Genomic DNA, 18,094 nt, shown 5'->3' on the forward strand with positions numbered 1-18,094 from the left:
GAATTTTTATATTTTATGGAACACAAATATCAAATTCACGAGATATTATTATATAAGATGCTCCTTAGCTTGTGCACTACAACCTAAAAAACGACCATAACAATACCACTCACACGAAATTTACCGCCTGAAAACCAGCAGTTATAAATTCGCGCAAAACACTATCCACATGACACTTACACAACACAAGTTTCCAGTTTTTAACGAAAAAGAAGTAAAAATTAAAAGAGAAAATAAGTTCGTTTACAGATTGGCGAGAAATGTGCTTAAATTAACATTGGTATTGGTAAGATTTAGCTTTTTTCGCAACCTCGAGCGGGCAACTTCAACACTTTTTACACTTTGTTGCGACAGCTCTGCAATTTCTTTCGACGACATTCCGAGTCGCAGTAAAGCACACAATTTCTCTTCAGTTGGTGACAAATCAGGGAATCGTTCGCGAATTTTTTCATAAAATCCTTCGTGCACCTGCTGATACCTGGTTTCAAATTCTTCCCACACCGAAGTGTTTAAACTTGCCTTTAACAACTTCTCCGAATCTTCAATTATGGCTTTCACTTCCGCCCTGGCCTTACCCCTGGCATCCGAAAGTTGTTTTATAACTTTTTGTAAGGTTTGGTTTTTCTCCACCAGGTAAAGTTCCTTCATTACCAGTTCTCTTTCGCGTAATTCCAGATCCTTTTCCAGTGTTTTCATGGCCAGATACGCACCTTTGTCTTTGCTTTTATTTAGCCTGAAATACAATACAAAAATGATAAGGCCAAGAAGCAGTCCCAGAATTATTATTCCGTATATCAGTTTTACTCGAGCATTTTGGTTTTTGTATTGTTCCTGCTTCTTTTCAAACTCGTGCGTCATCTCAAGACGCGTAATTTCCTTAATGGTTTGCTCGTTGAAAATGCTATCCTGGCGGGTAGTATAATTTTTAAAATAATCCAGCGCATTGGAGAAATTTCCAGCGGCCTGCTCAATCTCGTATAACAGATAATAGGCTTCACTTTCCAACACAAACGACTTTGTTTTTTCGGCGGCCTGTAAACTTTGTAATGCTTTTGTCAGCGCCTCTGCAGTGTTGTTTTTCTCATAAAGATACTGGCCAATCTGCCGGTTTGCCCGCGATAGTTCGATCATGTCGTCGAATTCCTCGCTAAATTTTACAGCCAGTTGCAAGGTTTGCAGCGCTTCTTCCTCAATATTTAATCGAAAATAATTCTCTGCCATCGAATTATAAATCGAAGCCAGCCTGTTTTGGTAGTTGTATTTGGTCGCGTTTTCAACCGCCATTTCAAAAAACGACTGTGCCTTTTTCAGCTCTCCCCGCTTTTCGCTGATAATTCCCATGCTATTATAAAATACATGCATTTGCGGGAGGTTCGACGAATCGCCACGTGCCAGCAATTCGTTCTGTTTATCAAACAATTCCTGGTATAAAATCCAGGCTTTATCGTATTCTTCCAATTGCAAATGCACCCCGCAGATGTTATTGATCTGCCCAATCAACAGGTTATCTTCGCCGGTATTTTCATATATCTTTTTGCTTTCGAGAAAATGCTCCAAAGACCTGTCGTACCCGCCAATATGATACAAAATAATGCCCATGTTATTGTGCGCCTGTGCTGTTAACAACGGATCATCAAGTTCTTCAGAAGTAGTTAAAGCCTGTTGTGCATAACTCAAACTTTCGGAAAGGTTTTGGGCCCGGGTTTGTCGTGAAAGTTCGATGAGTAACTCGGTCCTGGTCGCATCATCATCAGCCTGCTGAAGTTGCTGCAAAAGCGAACGAAACCCGGTATTATTTTGTGCTTTGAGGGAAAACGAAAAAAGAAGTATCAACAGCAAGCATACAATTTTATTCATTTTATCTCTCTTCAGTTTTATCCGGTACTTCACCTACGAATTCGAAGCAAATATAGTTATACTGTAGTTGTGTAACATCCGAAAAATCGTAATTTAACAAAAAACAAAACAGAAATAATATTAATCACCATTCTGTTAATAAACCACTTAGCACAGCCCCATTTTTTAAACTTAATCCTGAATTTGAAATTATGCGGGTAATCGCTGCTTCGTAAACTAATTCGAATTGAGTTTTATAATCACATCAAAACCACTTTCGCTCGACGAGTTATTTAGCTGAAGAAACAGGAACCGGAACAGTTCGTACTCCAGTTTTACTTCGTACTTTGAAATATCTTTTTCATCGGTTTCGCCAAAACGCTGTTCGTAGCTTACAAACAGGTCGTTGGTAATGTATTTGCCCACAACAACAGTTGCATTTTCAAAATCACCTTCACCTTTTAGCTCAATGTAGTCTACATCAAGTTTCTCGCCCAGTAACTCGGTTAATTGCGACGAAAGCACCGACATGGCAGCCGAACCTGCAATTTGCCCAGCTCCAGAAACGTTCTCTTGTTGTGCAATGCTTAACTCGTTCATTGCCGTACCAAACAAGATATACGAAAGGGCATCACCTTCACTGATTTGGCTACCATCGAGAGTAAAGCTAATCTCCGGCTCACCGGCAGTTCCCGACACCCGGGCCGTTAGTTCCTGCTTCACTTTTTCTGGATTACGAAAAGCATACACTGCCTGAATATTCAGCCGCGGCACCAGTTCTTCTCCGCCCTGAAAAGTGATGCTTCCCTCATCAATTTTGAAGGTTTTTCCAAGAAGCTGATACTGTCCGCGCACCACATTAATACTTCCAAAAAGCTCGAAAAACTCAGGGTTTTTTATAACCTCCAGATCTCCGGAGACCTCCACATACAGCTCCTTATTTCGTATCCATGTATTCTGCGGAATTTTAACAGAAAGCCGCCCGGTTAAGTTAGAAAGCGAACCAAGACTGAGCGTATCATTTACAGAAATCGTATCGTTTACTGCCACGGATACAATTGTTGTGTCTTTTAGTTTTTGTATTTCGCGCATCAATACCGGTTCAGGTAATTCCGGTTTGGTAAACTGCCCGGTTAAATTCATAATTGCCGGCAAATAAATATTGGCTTCAGGTATTTCCAGATCGCCGTCAAAAACCATTTTCCCGCCCTCGGCCTTTAAACTGGCATCGCCCGATAATTCCATATTAAACTGCCGGTGATCAACCGGATTAAAGGAGTTGAAATGAATATTTATTTCAGATTGTTTGATTTTTCCGTTGTAAATGGCAGATCCAAAATCAACAGCACCGGTGGCTTTCAGATTTCCGTCGTCCGTTTTTATGTAAAACGAATCGAGACGGGCAGCATCTTCCGAGAAATGAAGATCGAATACAATGTTTTTGTATTCAATTCCGTATTTTGGAATTAAAACCTCGGCATTGTTCAGGCTCAGATTTCCATCCGGCTCAGGAGATTTTAAGGTACCGCCCAAATTAAGCTGCCCGTCTAAAAATCCTTCCACTTTTTCAGCCTCTTCTAAAAACGGCATTGCCGACAATGGAAAACGCTGCACAGTTACCCCACCACTAACCGCAGCATTTGAGTCTACTAAAAAGCTCATACTGTCGAAACGGGCTTCCAATGGAATATTGGCGTTTATTTCAAGCATGCCTGTATCTAGCGGAACAACTTGTCCGTCAAAATTCAGACGGTCGTCTTTTAAGTTAAACGTTCCGCCTAAATCGGTAAATTTATAACCATAAACCAGGGCCTCATTAATTTCCAAACTTCCATTCAACTCCGGCAACGACGCTGTTCCGTTAAGTCTCGCTTCAGCATTTATTCTTCCGGAAATTTCGGCATTTACCCCAAAACTTTCCAACAAAGCGGCAATATTTACATTGGCAACTTCAAACTCAAAATCTTCATCGTCGTGCTGCGAAAATACGCCACCGGCTTTTATGTACTGGGCTGAATCGGAATCACCGGAAATCATTTTAAGATTACTCAGCCGGTATTCCAACGAATCCAGTTCAAGTACCGCTGGTGTTTCAGCCAGGTGCAGATGTTGGTTTTTAAAATCCAGATCCCATTCCGAAAGAGCAATCCTTATCACATCGTTAAGTGCGATTTCCGACTTCAGTTGCGTTTGAAATTCGTTGCCATTTGCCTGCATCTCCAACTGTAATGAATCGATAAAATAATTGGCAGCGGCACGAATGCTATCCAACTCAAAACTTCCGGCTTTAAAATTTTCTACCTGAGCAATTGCTGAAAAAGTGGTATCACCCGGAGTAAGTTGCCCTGTAGCGTCTATCATAATTTTTTCGGATGAAATATCTGTAAATCCTGCTTTTTGTAATTCTACGTTTGCTGCCAACAACAAAGAGTCTTGTCTACCTGAAAGTTGGGCATTTACATTTCCCTTCCCGTAGACACTATCCAGTGGAATAAAAACTGAAAAATCCTCTAAATTTTCAAATTCTGCCAACAACTCAATAGCTGAACTTCCGGCGAAATTGTAATTCCCCGAAGCGTTTAAATGCAGCGATTCTGCTTTTGCCCAAAGTGAATCGATTTCAATATTTTGCCGGCGGTAATTAACCTGCCCCACCAAAGAGTCAATAGTATAACCGTAGAAAGTTGATTGAATCAGTATCATATTTGCACGAGCCTGCAGTATTTCAGGATCAAAATCTTCACCACTCAAATCGGCTTTTAAGTTAATATCCGATTGTAAAGAATCGTTACCCAACATAGGCGCCAGGTTCAAATTTTTTGTCACCAGTTGCATTTCGTATGTTGGACGCTCCAAAAGATCTTTTATTTCCGGCAGTACGGTAACCGATCCAAAATTTCCTTTGGCATTGATCCTTCCCGAAAGATCTCCATGATTCATCCGGATTTTCATATTTATCCTTTTAACCGGCTTTTGCGCAAAAACACAATTCTTAAAATCCGCAGTTAAGTTTATATCGGCAGTTTTCGGATCAATTCCTTTGCCATCAGCATTAAAGTCGCCATTTATCGTATGATCCAACTCCGGGTTCCCAATCCAGTGCGCCAGATTAATATTTTCTATGTTCCCGGAAACGTTGTATTTCAGCCCTGTTTTATCACTGCCATTGATAAACTGCAACAGATTTTCAGAGAAAAGATCGAGGTTTACCTGCTGATTTTTATCCCGAACGGAAAGTGTTGCTTCAACGCCCTTTTGTGTAGAATTTGCCTTGAAACTAATTTCCGGGTGAGCAGGAAGAGTAAAATTTGGCAACAAAAACTCAAACTCATTAATGGTTATAGGTTTCGTTTGCATTTCAGCAAAAATTTCCTTCGTTTCATCACCGGAGTATTTAGCTGTTGCATCCAACCCATTTTGTGCTGTTTTTAAATGGAAATCGCTAAGCGATATATTTTCTTCTGTGCGTCGGGCGGCAAAGCTTAATTCGCGTAAATCAAAATCAGGACTGTGTGTTTGTAGACCAAAGCGCTTTAAAGTTAGCGTTTGCTCTTTGGAGGAATAAGCGCCGTTTGCCTCCAGATTTATATTTCGCACTTCGTTAGGAATAAGCGAATCGAGCGCCTGAATTTGCATCCGGCCTTCATTTATTTGAAAATTAGATAAAAGCAATCGGAAATTACCGGACGCAGAAGTAGTATCCGTTGAACTTTCAGCTTGTTCTTTCACTAAAGAGTTGAAATTCCAGGTGGAGTCTTTGTATTGCTGAAAGTTTACGTATGGTTCATTTATACTGGCCTTTGCAAGTTGTAATTCACCACGGGTTAGCGGCCACAAACTGTATGATGCAGCTACCGAATTGATGTATATAAAAGTATCTTCCCGGTACGTCCAGAGCACATCCTCCAATGATAAATTGGAGAAAAAGTTGCCGCTTATTTTACCAATCGTCAACTCACCATTTACAACTTTCTCAGCCTGTTTTACAACCATACGCGAGATCTTGTTTTTTACCGGCTGTGTTTGAATCAGCAAGCCGAAAAGGAGCAGCAAAATAATGATGCCGGCCAGCAGCCAAACCATAACGAGCAATATTTTCCAAACTATACTTTTCATTCTTTTCCTTAAAATGCCTGTCCGACACTGATAAAAAACTGCAGGCTTTTTTTCTCGTTCCACAACGGAAATCCAACATCAAAACGCACCGGTCCAATTGGAGTGTCAACACGCAAACCGCCACCGGCAGCATAAGCCAATTCGTTTATTTTGTAGCTAAATGCTTTCTCCCAAACATTACCGCCTTCAAAAAATGCCACACCACTTAAGCACCAAAAAAGCGGATATCGAAGCTCTGCATTTCCTTCCAAAATACTTTTACCGCCCAGGGGAGTTCCGCTTTCGCGTTTTGGGCCCAGATCCGAGCGGCTCCAACCACGGATTGAGTTGCTACCTCCGGAATAAAAACGGTCTTCAACAGGAATAAAACCACTTTCGTCAGAGGAGTGAATTCCCCCGATCATGCCACGAAACGCCAATACCAGATCATCAATTTTTTGATAGGTTCGGAAATCGCCCCAAAGACGCAGATAGCTAAAATCGCCACCAAATTTATAACCGTTCAACTTCATTCCCATCGACAGGTTAACACCTTGATCGGGCGAAAATTTCGGGCGCGCTGTTGAAAAAACCGAACTTAACAATACCCCCGATTTATTGTAGAGATAGTTCTCATCTTCCGGATCGGGAAATTCAGGATCGCCCTCTTCTATTTGCTGTTTCACTTTCTCGTAATAATACGTGAGTGTTGCATCAAGCTCTTTGCTAAAACGATAGGTTACGGGCAGATTTAATCCATAGGTACGCGTTTGGTACCCCGGCTCTTTATTACTCCCCAGAAACGGATTGATGGAAACGCTTCCTTTTTTATCGAACACCTGTGGCTGCGTCCATTTCACACTCAGGTAATAAGGCTCGATTGCCGAATGTTTTGCGTAAATATTGATGCGCGGGGCAGTACCCAAAAATCCGAGATAAGTTAAATCGACAAAGGCACGGAATTTATCCTCGGTACCATAACCGGCACCAAACTCGGTGTTCAATCGTGGCGCTTCTTCAATGTATAAATTTACCGGAATCGGGTCGCACAAAGTTGTTTTATCTTTTTGTGGAAGTACCGAAACCACACTAAAAAGCTGCAAGTGATACAAGGACTCGCGTGTTTTATCTAAAAGCGATTTATTATAATCTTCTCCTTCCCTGTAGTTAAACTGCTTCCGAATAAATTCCTCATCAACATGTTTATTTCCCTTTATGGTTGTGGCTCCAAAATGACTGACAGGCCCGGGATTTATTAAATAAGTAATCCCAACCAGCTGCTGTGTGGTATCGAGCTGAATTTCATAATCCACATCAACATAAGCATAACTCATGTCTAAAAAAATATTTCGGATAGCGACGATGTCTTCCTTCAGGGCCTCATCGCTAAATCGTTTTGAATGATTTAAGGAAAGTTTTCGGATGTTGCGTTCGGCAATGGAATCGATGTTTATCTGAGGATTGGCTTTTTTCAATTTAAAAATTACCGTATCAATGGTGTATGGTTCGCCTTCGTTGATAATAAAACTGAGTTTTACGGTCTGTTTCTCATCGTTTACTTTTAGCGAATCAAGCACTACCCGCGCTTTCACAAAACCTTCGCTTTGATAGGTTTTTCTCAGGCGTTCCAAATCCAAATCCAGTAACTCGCGGCTAAACAACGAAGGATCGTTATCGGTTAACAATTTCTCCAGGTACGATACTTCATCAACCACCATTTTATCGAGCAAATAGCTACTCTCCAACGATCGGTTTCCTTTGAAACTTATCTTTCTGATTTCGTAATTTTCCTGGGCTTGCAGACCGAAGCCAAACAGGTGCAGGATTAATGAAAGGAAGAATATGTTGACTATTTTTTTGATCATAATTATTGCATGGAAAACATAAAACACCTTAATCGGTAAAACTGTTTTCGATAATTGGTTTAACTGCAGATTCGGCAATAAGATTTATACTTTGCGCATGCTGAGCTGCATTAATTGTATCGGGTGTAAATACCATTTGCACATTCAATTCTTCCATTTCCGCAATCAGTTTTTTCATGTGCCGGTCTTTCCTTTTCCGCACCGTTCGAATATAAATGGCCTTAATACGCTGTGGAAATAAACGTGCTACACGGGCATAAATATCGGGGTCGTGCTGTCCGTTATCGCCCACCAGCACAAACGACAGCCGGGGATAGGTTTTAAAAAGCCTGATTATTTTATCAAATTTATGCTCATGATTTCCGCCACCCTGTTTCCATAAATTTAAAAGCCCCGGATTAATTTCGCGAAGCAAATAAACGCCCTTCGGAAACTGGTTGTACGAACAAAAATCATCAATAAGGTCGTACAAATTCCATTCGCTGCTCGACAGGTAAAAAAACGGATTGTTGCTGTTTCCGCTGGCCCCCTTGTGCAGCGCCCGGTAAAAAGCTTCTACACCCGGAAATGGTTTTCGGGTTCGCGAATTATGGGTAAGCATTAACCGCAACTTTCGCAATGTTTGTGTAGAATGGCTGATCATTATCGTATCGTCAATATCTGAAATCACACCAAATGCAGCATCGTTTCCCGGAATTAAAATTTCACCCGGCACCCTGGAATTATTTGTTTCAGGCCCTATCTGATCCATCAACTCGGCCTGATAAGGAATCCATTTTGTTTTCCGTTCACCGTTCATTTCATTTAAGGGCATTGTTACTTTAAAAATACCGTTTTCTTCGGTTAATCGTTGCTTTTGCTCGTTTCCTAAATAAACTTTTATTCGTGCTCCGGGAATCTGATCACCTGAATACCGCTTTAACATGGCCAGTATATTTTCGCGCGATGAGTTTTTCCCTTCAGGTTTTTCCAGTCCTTTATCCTCGTACAATGCCCCGGTAATGATGGCTTCGGCCGATGCGTAAGATCCAAATCCACGATAAGGAACAACCTGTGGAACGCCAAGCCAACCCAGTTTACTTTTTAGCCTGAACTTTTGCTTTTTCAGGAAACCTTTGTTTTTCCGCTCAAAATAATCGGTCATTTCATTTTTGTCTGTCATAGCTGTTTTCGGCACAGAATTTATACTATTTACGGGAAACAAATACATAAGATATGCCAGAAGAAAAGTTACTATTCGTAATAAATCCTATTTCGGGAGATATTAAAAAGGACGATTTACAGGACGAGATTCGCCGTTATATGAAAGAACACGACCAGGCTGTTGAATTCTTTTATACCACCGGAGAAAATGACAAGCAAAAAATTAGTGCTAAAATCGAAGAGTTACAGCCATCGACTGTAGTAGCCGTAGGTGGCGACGGCACCATCAACCTGGTAGCTCAAACATTATTAAACCAACCCACAAAAATGGGTATACTCCCCATGGGCTCGGCAAACGGAATGGCATCGGAACTTAACCTGCCAACAGGCGTTGAAGAAAACCTAAAACTGATAACAAAAGGAAAATCGAAAAAGATTGATGTGCTGCAAATAAACGAAAAGCACATTTGCCTGCATTTAAGCGACATAGGCTTTAACGCGCAACTAATTAGCACTTACGAAAAAAGCGACAGCAGAGGATTATTGGGATATACCAAATCGTTTATCGAGGAGTTTGGAAATGCAGATCCGGCAGCCTTTGAAATTACTTTAGAAGACGCTACCGTATCGAAAAAAGCATTTATGGTGGTTTTGGCCAACGCCTCGAAATTTGGAACCGGCGCGGTTATCAATCCCGAAGGAAAACCTGATGACGGTTATTTTGAGTTGGTAATTCTGCGCCCTCAAAATGTTAGCGAATTTCTGGAGATGCTTGTACCTTTCTACACCCGCCAGATTCACAACCTTGATTTTGTTGATACTTACAAATGCAAAAAGGTAAAAATCAAAAATCCGGAGCTGCAGAACTTACAAATTGATGGGGAAATTATGGGTCAGCCACTACATGTAAATGTAGAAATTTTACCCCGCTGTGTGGAGATGATTATTCCGTAGACAAAATTTTTCGTGGGCAGTTTATCGCCCTGCGTTTTATACTCAACCGATAGCTCTTAGTTATTCCGTAAGGCCTCAATTAACTCTTCCTTATTCATCTTACTTCGGCCTTTAATCCCCACTTGTTGGGCTTTTTCGTACAACTCTTGTTTTGTGCGTTCTTCGTATTTACTGCTTTTTCCGCCTTTTATTCCCGAATCCGGCGTATTGGCTATTCGTGCCGACTTTTGTTTGCTGTAGCCTTTTTCTCGTAAGGCTTCGTATTGTTCTTCGTTTTTCACTTGTGGAATATTGTTCTTTTTTGCCATAACTAATTTGTTTTGATTTAACTAACAAACAGAAAACACCTTGCCAGATTCAAGAAAAACCGGAAAACTGCATTGAAATCATATGCCTGTTTTTCACCAAACGTAATTGCATGCATGGCGAGCTTATAGTAAATCCGAGAATTGGCACAATTATTACAATATATCCTGCAAATACACCAACAGCATGAATAGCACAGGATTAACAAGAACAGCACTTTTTATGGTTATAATCTCACTATTTGTGACTTTTATAATCCTGACCAAAAATATTCTTATCCCAATTGTAATCGCGATGTATTTCGCCTATTTACTTTACCCGGTGGTATGGAAAATTGAACGATGGGGAGTAAACCGGGCTATTTCCATTTTAATGGTATTGCTGGTGGTAATTACTTTTATTGGTGGTATTGCACTTTTATTCTCGTTAAAAGCCTCAAATATTGAAATTGATTTTAATGATGTAAAAGAGCAGTTTGACAAAAAAAGCCTTAATGTACAAAATGTACTAACCGATAAACTGGAAATTGATGTGTCAACAGTGGAGCAATATTTCGACCGGGCAGTAGAAAACTTTATTGACACCTGGCAAGCCGGAATAGGAAATCTTTTTACGACTACAACAACAACAATTTTTCAGATTGGTATTTTGCCGGTCTTCACCTTCTTTCTTTTGTTTTACCGAACAAAAACAGCACACTTCATTTTACGTATTACCCCAAAAGACAAAAAATTTGTAACGCTTACTATTTTACGCGAAATATCGAAAGTTATAACCAAATACCTTGGCGGACTTTTTTTGGTTGTTGCTATACTGGCTGTTCTCAATTCGGCAGGGCTGTTAATAATCGGCATTAAACATGCCCTGGTACTTGGAGTACTGGCGGCGCTTCTCAACCTTATACCTTACATTGGAACGTTTCTGGGTGGTTTTATACCGTTCATGTATGTCTTTTTTACTTATCCGCATCCGTTGCCAACAATGCTAAAAGTTGTGGTATTGTTTATTATTATACAATTTATTGAGAATAACTTACTAACACCAAACATCGTAGGAAACAGTATTAAAATAAATCCATTGGCGATTATAGTCAGTTTACTGTTTGCCAATATAATCTGGGGTATAGCAGGTATGTTGGTGGTAATTCCGGTATTGGCCACGCTCAAAATTATTATGCGGCAAATCGATAGCTTAAAACCTTATGCATACCTGATAAGCGATAGAGGAACCGAGCAATATCGGCTCAAAATTTTTAAACGAAAAAATAAGAATAAAAAATGATGCGAATACTCAGAGATCACCTAAAAATAGTTTTGAAAGCAATAAAAAGATTCGCGGCGAATAATCCGGTTGGAATTGCCGCGACAACATCGTTTTTTGCTATTTTTTCCATTGCTCCTATGCTTATCATCATCATTTCGGTGTTTGGTATGTTTACCAACGATGCCATTATCCGGGCAAAACTTTTTAACGAAGTATCGGGGCTGATTGGTAACGACAGCAGCCGGCTTTTACAAACCGCCATCGACAATTACAACATCAGCGAAAAAAGCGGTTTGGGAGCACTTATCGGAGGCGGCCTTTTTCTGATTTCGGCAACAACACTTTTTAGCATTATGCAAAACTCGATTAACTATATCTGGCGAATTCGGGTAAAATCGAAACTTAAATTAAATGTGCTGAAATTTTTAAGAGACCGCCTGTTCTCGTTCGGACTGATTTTAAGCCTTGGGCTGGTATTGCTTATTTCGCTGGTTATCGACGCATCGATGAGCATTTTTCAGGACTGGTTATCCAGCACCTTCGATCCAGAGTTTATTACCCTCTTTAATCTCCTGGAAATGAGTGCCGCTTTATTAATTACGGTGGTCGTATTTACGCTAATCTTTCGTTATCTCCCGGATATTGAGGTAAAATGGAAAGCAAGTTTATTTGCTGCCGTTTGTGCTTCGGTGCTGTTTTTTATTGGTAAATACCTCATTAGTATTTTTATTGGTAAAAGTCAACTTGGAGTAATTTACGGGGCTGCCAGTTCGTTTGTAGTTATTCTTCTTTGGATCTATTATGTTTCATTAATCTTTTATTTTGGGGTACAACTTAGCCATCAGTATTCGGTATATTATAAGCACGACAATAAACCATTAAAATTTGCCGAACCTTTTAAAATAAGTGCGGCAAACGACTAGCTTTACAGGTATTAAAACAGGAAGTTCTTTTTACATATTCTGCGCCAATTAGCACCAGGAACTTTAAACATAAAAACGCAGTTGCAATGCTTGTTGCAACTGCGTTTTTATGTTTAAATGAGTAAGTGTATATATTGAAAATTTACGCCAATTTTTTCTTTTTCACCGATAGTAAAACAATCCCCAACACCGCTACGGCGCCACTTATAATTACAGGTGTCCAGTTAGCACTGCTTAAGGCAACATCAACGCCTAAGAAGCTAAATGTTTCTGAGTTATTTATGGCCTCTATTCCAAAAAATACTGTTCCTGCTAATCCAATTAAAAGTAAAATAGTTCCTATTGCTTTCATAATTTTCATATTTAATGTTTCGCTTAACAAGTGGGAAAATTGTGCCATGCACAAAAAAGCTTTAAAAACACAATGGTTCAACACTTTTGCACCTGAAACAATTCTACACAATACACAAAAACTGTAGAATATTCTCAACAATGCCGGCATGCAACCAAACTACACGAAACCTCGTACACCTCTTTAAATCTGGCCCTTATATCAATTCAAAACATTAGACTGGCACAGTGGAATGGAATTTTCTATCAGGGAGTACAGAGATTAGAAACAATTTAATAATAACCTTAAAAACTTTTATCATGAGTAAAGCAACAAATGTATTGATGGGATTTATTGCCGGAGCAGCAGCAGGAACTTTAACCGGAATTTTAGTAGCTCCGGACAAAGGCGTGAAAACACGTAAGAAACTAAACAAACAGATCAGGAGAACGTCGAGAGATGTTTCAGAAACTATTGGAGACAAAGTAGAAGAAATTAAAGAAAAACTAAACGACGTTGTTTCAGAAATGCGAACGAAAGCCGAAGAAACAGAAGAAAAAATTAAAGAAAAAGTGAATTCGAAGGCTAAAACAACGAAAGATGCAGCCGCGAACTAATAATTGTAATTAATAACAATTAGAAGTAAAAAAATGAGCGACCATTTAACAGAAAGTATAGCAGGGCTTAACGAAGCCGTTAAACAATATGTGCAAACAAGAATCGACTTAGTTAAGCTCCTGTTTTTAAAGAAAACATCGAAATACATGAGCATTCTGTTCGGGATGCTCATTATAATTTTATTGTGTACGCTAATACTGGCTTCCGCCGGGGTTGTGTTCACCTTTTGGTATGGCGAAACCTACGGCAGTTACCTTGATGGTGCATTTATCGTGCTCGGCAGTTTAGTTGTACTTCTTATCGTTTTTCTTTTATTCCGAAACAAACTATTGACCTCGTTCTTCATTTCAAATTTCTCGGAAATATTGTTCGAGGATGATGAAGTAGACCATAAATAAACTAACCGGGAAGAAAAAATTTGCATAAACCATTACAAATATGAAGCGAGTAAAAAATATGCGGGAACTGGAGCTGATGAAGGAAAACCTGGAGTACCGCCAGAAATTAAACGAAAAGCAGCTGTTGGGTTCGTCGGTGGGGATAATTAATAACTTTACCGATGGGCTAAAAGACTGGGCATTTGAATTTGGCACTCACTTATTTCTTGATTTAATTCGCGGCCGCAAAAACAGTGCTCCAGAAAGCGAGGAAGAAGAATAAATCCATCACATCATTTCATCAATCATAAGCTAAAACAGCATTTAGCCGGCGCATCTCTCCTTAACAAGGGCAATTCGTTAAAATCGTATAAATAATAGACACTTTATTCCTTAATCCGCAAAAGTATCTTTATCTTATGCTTTTAATAACAGTGTATTTCAATTATAATCAATGCCCGACAACTCAAATAATTTCAAACTTTCCCTTAGTTCACTTTCAAAAACGATTAACAGTTTACTGAATAAAAAGGAACTGAACGAAGAAAACCTGATTCAGATAGAACAGTGGCTGTCATTTCATCTCAATAAAATACGCATAAGAAAACTCGAAGATGTTTCCATTGTTGGGGAAAAGGAAACCGAAGAACGCACAAAAAAAGATGGCGTTTTTATTTTAAATACTGCCGGAGATATACTTCTCGACCCCGGATTTCAGAATTATCATAACGACTATACCGAGCGTCCGGAGAAACTGAATCTAGCCGATTTGGTTGAAGAAAGTACGCTAAACGAATTTAATTCAGCATTTCTTGAAGCTTTGAGCGAAAAAAAGAACACAAAAGCCGAAGTGCTGCTTAAAACGGGTATAAACCGGCAGCGCGAATGTGTTCTTGAATTTGATATGTTGGCCAGTAATACCGATAACAACCGGGTTATTGTTTATTATTCGTTCAAGGATCTTCAGCATGTGCACCTGGCCGATTTCCAATCAATTGTTTTAAATAACCTGCCTGGAATGGATGTATTTCTGTTCGACCCGGAATACCGTTATATCCTGGCGGGTGGCAAAGAAAAAGAGAAGTACAATTTAACCAACTCTAGCTTTATCGGGAAAACACTTTTTGATGTGTATACCAAACAAGACCAACGCCGGTATTTTCCGTTTTACAACAAAGCAATAAACGGCGAATTTACCGAAGGAGAAGTTCGTTATAAAAAAGATGTGTATTACATTGCTGCAGCTCCGGTAAAAGACATTGAAGGGAATACAGTGGCCGGAATTCTTATATCGCAGAATGCTACAAAAGACAAAATACTGGAAGAAAAGCTGATTAAAAGTAAAGAGGAAGCGCAGCGTGCCAACAAGGCAAAATCGATATTTCTGGCCAATATGAGCCACGAAATCCGCACTCCGCTTAATTCAATTATCGGATTCACCGATCAGCTAAAGAAAACAAAACTGGATGCACAGCAGCAGAAATTTATTTCGCTAATCAATAACTCATCCGAGCACCTCCTTTATTTGGTTAACGAAATTGTATTCCTTTTTAAACTGGGAATGGATAAGGTTTACATTGAAAAAACCAGCTTTTCGATTAAAGAATTACTCAACGAGCTGGCTGATGATTATACCAAACAAGCTGCCGCGAAAAACCTTGAATTTAAGATGGCAACCGACAATGCACTCCCCGAATTTGTACAGGGAGATCCTTTCCGCTTACGTCAAATACTGATGAATTTGCTGGTTAACGCATTAAAATATACCGAAAAGGGTGAAATTAAATTTAGTACAACGGGTACCCGAAAAACAAAAAAAATGGTTGAACTGGTTTTTGAGGTAAGCGATACGGGAATTGGAATTGATGAAAAAGACCTGCCTTATATATTCGATGTTTTTGAGCAGGGCAACAAACGAACAGAAAAAATTCGCGGCGGTGCCGGGCTGGGTTTGGGAATATGCAAAAAGCTTGTTACTCTTTTTAAAGGCGACATTACCGTGAGTAGCAAAAAGAACGAAGGCAGCACATTCAGAGTAAACATCCCTTTGGAAATATCAAAGGCAAAACCGCGGAAAGAAAAAGTAAAATCGTACGATCTTGACGAAAGTCTTCTGCGTGGAAAAAGAATTCTTTTGGCCGACGACGACAAGCATAACCGCATGTTATCCGAATTGATTTTAAAAGGCTGGCAAACTGATTTCACGCTGGTAAAAGACGGAGCAGAAGCTTTAGAAGAACTAAAAGATAAACAGTTCGACCTGGTATTGCTGGATATTCACATGCCACGAAAAAATGGCGTTGATGTGGTAAAAAAAGTACGCGCTAATAAAGGGTTGAATGCCGATACACCATTTGTTGCATTAACGGCAAATGCGTTAAAAGCCGATATTAATACCTATCTGAAAGTGGGTTTTAACGATTATGTTATTAAACCTTTCTACGAGCTTGATTTATACAATAAAGTTTGTAACATTTTGCAGATTGAGCATAACGAGAAACCGAGTGCGGTAATCAGCGAAACCATTGTTGAAGAACCGGAAACTGGCGATACATTTAATGTACACGACCTGGAAAAAACAGCTGCCGGCGACAAGCAGTTTTTTAATTCGATGATTGACAATTTTACCGATAATGCAGCAACATTGCTGGCAGAATTTGAAGTTGGATTGAAAAACGAGGATTGGGAAACTATTGGAGAAAGAGCACATAAAGCCATTCCTTCGTTTAAATTTTTTAAACTAAACGGCACAGCAAACGTACTGTCAAAAATCGAGGATCTGGTGTTAAGAGACCGGCAGTTTGATGCAATGCCCGATACGGTGCTAAAGGTTTCCGCCCAAATAGAAAAGATAGTAAAACAGGCAAAAGCAGCTAAAAAATAGACACCAGGTCGGGTAAACTTTTTAGTTACACTTTTGTATAAACTTATACCAACATAAATTCAATATATGAAGAAGATATTGATTATTGACGATGATACATTCATCTGTGAGCTATTAAAAAAACATCTTCAAAATAATAAGTACGGTGCCGAAATTGCTTTTAACGGAAAAGGCGCACTCAAACTTTTTAAGGAGAATAAATTCGACCTTGTTTTATGCGATTTCAGGTTGCCCGACACCAGCGGGCTCGACCTGATGCAACAACTAAAATCGATAAAACAGTCGGTTCCGGTAATTATAATGACAGCCTACGCCGATGTAAGAATGGCTGTAAAATTAATGAAACTGGGTGCCAGCGACTACATTACAAAGCCCATTCAGCAAGAGGAACTTTTGGGGCTGATAAAAAAACTATTGTCAAAACCTGAGCCTTCAGTGGCAAAAAAAAGCCGGAGAACGGTTTATTCAAACGGCGATTTTATTATTGGCGACAGCCCAAAAATAAAGTACGTAATTAACCTGGCACGTAAGGTAGCACCTACCGATATGTCGGTAATTGTTTCGGGCGAAACCGGAATTGGAAAAGAATATATTGCGCGTTTTATTCATGAAAACAGCCTGCGAAAAGACAAACCATTTCTGGCAATCGATTGTGGTGCCATTCCGAAAGAGCTGGCAAACAGCGAGCTTTTCGGACATATAAAAGGGTCGTTTACAGGTGCAATTTCCGATAAAGTGGGTGTTTTTCAGAAAGCCGATGGTGGCACTCTTTTTCTTGATGAAATAGGGAACCTGAGTTATGATGTTCAGTTAAAACTTTTACGGGCCATCCAGGAACGGGTTGTTTCGCGTTTGGGAGATGACAAGCAAAAAAGTATTGACATACGCATAATTGCAGCAACCAACGAAGATTTAAACCATGAGGTAAAAGAAAACAAATTCAGAGAGGATTTGTATCACCGCTTGAACGAATTTAAAATTACCCTGCCCCCACTGCGCGAACGCCCCGAAGATATAAAGGTTTTTTTGAGCCATTTTATCGACAGTGCCAATAAAGAACTTAAGCGAAATATTAGTGGCGTTACGCCCGAAGCCGAATCGGTTATTTTAAAATATCCGTGGTACGGCAACCTCCGCGAACTGAAGAATGTGATAAAAAGAGCGGTGTTAATGGCTGAAGGAGAACAAATTGACACCGAATGTTTCCCCTCAGAGATTTTACATCCGGAGACCAGCAGCCACCATACTCAAACCGTTACTGTACAAAACATTAACACCGATTCGAAATTAAAACATGCGTCTTCGGAAATTGAAAAAAAGCTGATCATTGAAACCATCCAGGAAGCCGGTTACAATAAATCGAAGGCGGCAAAAATTCTGAATATCGACCGCAAAACACTCTACAACAAAATAAAATTGTATGATATAAAACTATAGTTTAAATGCATTTAATAATGAAGTTTGCTGCTTGGTTTTTGGAATAGTATTTGGATTACCAA

General features: G+C 39.7%; 14 protein-coding genes. 8 read left to right on the plus strand and 6 right to left on the minus strand.

The window, feature by feature from the left end; all coding sequences use genetic code 11:
- Nucleotides 1-243: 243 nt before the first annotated feature.
- The 4 genes from G4420_RS02140 to G4420_RS02155 all read right to left on the minus strand — a co-directional run bounded on the left by G4420_RS02140 (nucleotide 244) and on the right by G4420_RS02155 (nucleotide 8,958).
- Nucleotides 244-1,857 (minus strand): tetratricopeptide repeat protein, encoded by a 1,614-nt coding sequence (locus G4420_RS02140; RefSeq protein ID WP_163321954.1) that lies wholly within the window; start codon nucleotides 1,855-1,857, stop codon nucleotides 244-246.
- A gap of 216 nt (nucleotides 1,858-2,073) precedes the next feature.
- Nucleotides 2,074-5,952: a translocation/assembly module TamB domain-containing protein gene (locus tag G4420_RS02145; RefSeq protein ID WP_163321955.1), complete on the minus strand. Its 3,879-nt coding sequence runs from the start codon at nucleotides 5,950-5,952 to the stop codon at nucleotides 2,074-2,076.
- Nucleotides 5,953-5,960: 8 nt separating this feature from the next.
- Nucleotides 5,961-7,796, minus strand: coding sequence for an outer membrane protein assembly factor BamA (gene bamA / locus G4420_RS02150; protein WP_163321956.1), 1,836 nt, complete (start codon nucleotides 7,794-7,796; stop codon nucleotides 5,961-5,963).
- Nucleotides 7,797-7,824: 28 nt separating this feature from the next.
- Entirely contained in the window at nucleotides 7,825-8,958 is a 1,134-nt protein-coding gene (locus G4420_RS02155; RefSeq protein WP_163321957.1) for an App1 family protein, read from the minus strand.
- Between the two features lie 53 nt (nucleotides 8,959-9,011).
- Here G4420_RS02155 and G4420_RS02160 point away from each other — a divergent pair, with 53 nt between their 5' ends.
- Nucleotides 9,012-9,893 carry a diacylglycerol/lipid kinase family protein gene (locus tag G4420_RS02160; RefSeq protein WP_163321958.1) on the plus strand — a complete coding sequence of 294 codons (882 nt, stop codon included), beginning with the start codon at nucleotides 9,012-9,014 and terminating at the stop codon, nucleotides 9,891-9,893.
- Nucleotides 9,894-9,949: 56 nt separating this feature from the next.
- Here G4420_RS02160 and G4420_RS02165 read toward each other — a convergent pair whose 3' ends face one another.
- Nucleotides 9,950-10,201: a DUF7218 family protein gene (locus G4420_RS02165; protein WP_163321959.1), complete on the minus strand. Its 252-nt coding sequence runs from the start codon at nucleotides 10,199-10,201 to the stop codon at nucleotides 9,950-9,952.
- A 184-nt stretch (nucleotides 10,202-10,385) separates the two neighbouring features.
- Between G4420_RS02165 and G4420_RS02170 the strand changes: the two genes are divergently transcribed.
- Nucleotides 10,386-11,480, plus strand: coding sequence for an AI-2E family transporter (locus G4420_RS02170; protein ID WP_163321960.1), 1,095 nt, complete (start codon nucleotides 10,386-10,388; stop codon nucleotides 11,478-11,480).
- Nucleotides 11,477-12,385, plus strand: coding sequence for a YihY/virulence factor BrkB family protein (locus tag G4420_RS02175; RefSeq protein WP_163321961.1), 909 nt, complete (start codon nucleotides 11,477-11,479; stop codon nucleotides 12,383-12,385). The genes G4420_RS02170 and G4420_RS02175 overlap by 4 nt, the downstream gene beginning before the upstream one ends.
- Nucleotides 12,386-12,527: 142 nt before the next feature.
- On the opposite strand, the gene G4420_RS02180 is transcribed toward G4420_RS02175, so the two are convergent.
- The gene (locus tag G4420_RS02180; protein WP_163321962.1) at nucleotides 12,528-12,737 is read right to left on the minus strand and encodes a transglycosylase; all 210 of its coding nucleotides are present in this window, start codon (nucleotides 12,735-12,737) and stop codon (nucleotides 12,528-12,530) included.
- Nucleotides 12,738-13,036: 299 nt separating this feature from the next.
- Here G4420_RS02180 and G4420_RS02185 point away from each other — a divergent pair, with 299 nt between their 5' ends.
- From G4420_RS02185 to G4420_RS02205, 5 genes are all read left to right on the plus strand, one after another.
- On the plus strand, nucleotides 13,037-13,333 hold the full coding sequence (locus G4420_RS02185) for a YtxH domain-containing protein (protein WP_163321963.1): 297 nt from the start codon (nucleotides 13,037-13,039) through the stop codon (nucleotides 13,331-13,333).
- 33 nt (nucleotides 13,334-13,366) lie between these two features.
- Nucleotides 13,367-13,732 (plus strand): hypothetical protein, encoded by a 366-nt coding sequence (locus G4420_RS02190; protein WP_163321964.1) that lies wholly within the window; start codon nucleotides 13,367-13,369, stop codon nucleotides 13,730-13,732.
- A gap of 40 nt (nucleotides 13,733-13,772) precedes the next feature.
- Nucleotides 13,773-13,994 carry a hypothetical protein gene (locus tag G4420_RS02195; protein WP_163321965.1) on the plus strand — a complete coding sequence of 74 codons (222 nt, stop codon included), beginning with the start codon at nucleotides 13,773-13,775 and terminating at the stop codon, nucleotides 13,992-13,994.
- Between the two features lie 171 nt (nucleotides 13,995-14,165).
- Entirely contained in the window at nucleotides 14,166-16,595 is a 2,430-nt protein-coding gene (locus G4420_RS02200; protein ID WP_163321966.1) for an ATP-binding protein, read from the plus strand.
- A 66-nt stretch (nucleotides 16,596-16,661) separates the two neighbouring features.
- Nucleotides 16,662-18,032, plus strand: coding sequence for a sigma-54-dependent transcriptional regulator (locus G4420_RS02205; protein ID WP_163321967.1), 1,371 nt, complete (start codon nucleotides 16,662-16,664; stop codon nucleotides 18,030-18,032).
- The last annotated feature ends 62 nt before the right edge of the window (nucleotides 18,033-18,094 follow it).

This window comes from Draconibacterium mangrovi, from assembly GCF_010586825.1.
Taxonomy (GTDB): domain Bacteria; phylum Bacteroidota; class Bacteroidia; order Bacteroidales; family Prolixibacteraceae; genus Draconibacterium; species Draconibacterium mangrovi.

What these genes read in the sequence shown, in the direction of transcription:
- G4420_RS02145 (WP_163321955.1), bottom strand. Translation starts at nt 5,952, where the DNA reads ATGAAAAGTATAGTTTGGAAAATATTGCTCGTTATGGTTTGGCTGCTG.
- G4420_RS02200 (WP_163321966.1), top strand. Translation starts at nt 14,166, where the DNA reads ATGCCCGACAACTCAAATAATTTCAAACTTTCCCTTAGTTCACTTTCA.
- G4420_RS02205 (WP_163321967.1), top strand. Translation starts at nt 16,662, where the DNA reads ATGAAGAAGATATTGATTATTGACGATGATACATTCATCTGTGAGCTA.
- G4420_RS02195 (WP_163321965.1), top strand. Translation starts at nt 13,773, where the DNA reads ATGAAGCGAGTAAAAAATATGCGGGAACTGGAGCTGATGAAGGAAAAC.
- G4420_RS02155 (WP_163321957.1), bottom strand. Translation starts at nt 8,958, where the DNA reads ATGACAGACAAAAATGAAATGACCGATTATTTTGAGCGGAAAAACAAA.
- bamA (WP_163321956.1), bottom strand. Translation starts at nt 7,796, where the DNA reads ATGATCAAAAAAATAGTCAACATATTCTTCCTTTCATTAATCCTGCAC.
- G4420_RS02165 (WP_163321959.1), bottom strand. Translation starts at nt 10,201, where the DNA reads ATGGCAAAAAAGAACAATATTCCACAAGTGAAAAACGAAGAACAATAC.
- G4420_RS02180 (WP_163321962.1), bottom strand. Translation starts at nt 12,737, where the DNA reads ATGAAAGCAATAGGAACTATTTTACTTTTAATTGGATTAGCAGGAACA.
- G4420_RS02185 (WP_163321963.1), top strand. Translation starts at nt 13,037, where the DNA reads ATGAGTAAAGCAACAAATGTATTGATGGGATTTATTGCCGGAGCAGCA.
- G4420_RS02160 (WP_163321958.1), top strand. Translation starts at nt 9,012, where the DNA reads ATGCCAGAAGAAAAGTTACTATTCGTAATAAATCCTATTTCGGGAGAT.
- G4420_RS02175 (WP_163321961.1), top strand. Translation starts at nt 11,477, where the DNA reads ATGATGCGAATACTCAGAGATCACCTAAAAATAGTTTTGAAAGCAATA.
- G4420_RS02170 (WP_163321960.1), top strand. Translation starts at nt 10,386, where the DNA reads ATGAATAGCACAGGATTAACAAGAACAGCACTTTTTATGGTTATAATC.
- G4420_RS02190 (WP_163321964.1), top strand. Translation starts at nt 13,367, where the DNA reads ATGAGCGACCATTTAACAGAAAGTATAGCAGGGCTTAACGAAGCCGTT.
- G4420_RS02140 (WP_163321954.1), bottom strand. Translation starts at nt 1,857, where the DNA reads ATGAATAAAATTGTATGCTTGCTGTTGATACTTCTTTTTTCGTTTTCC.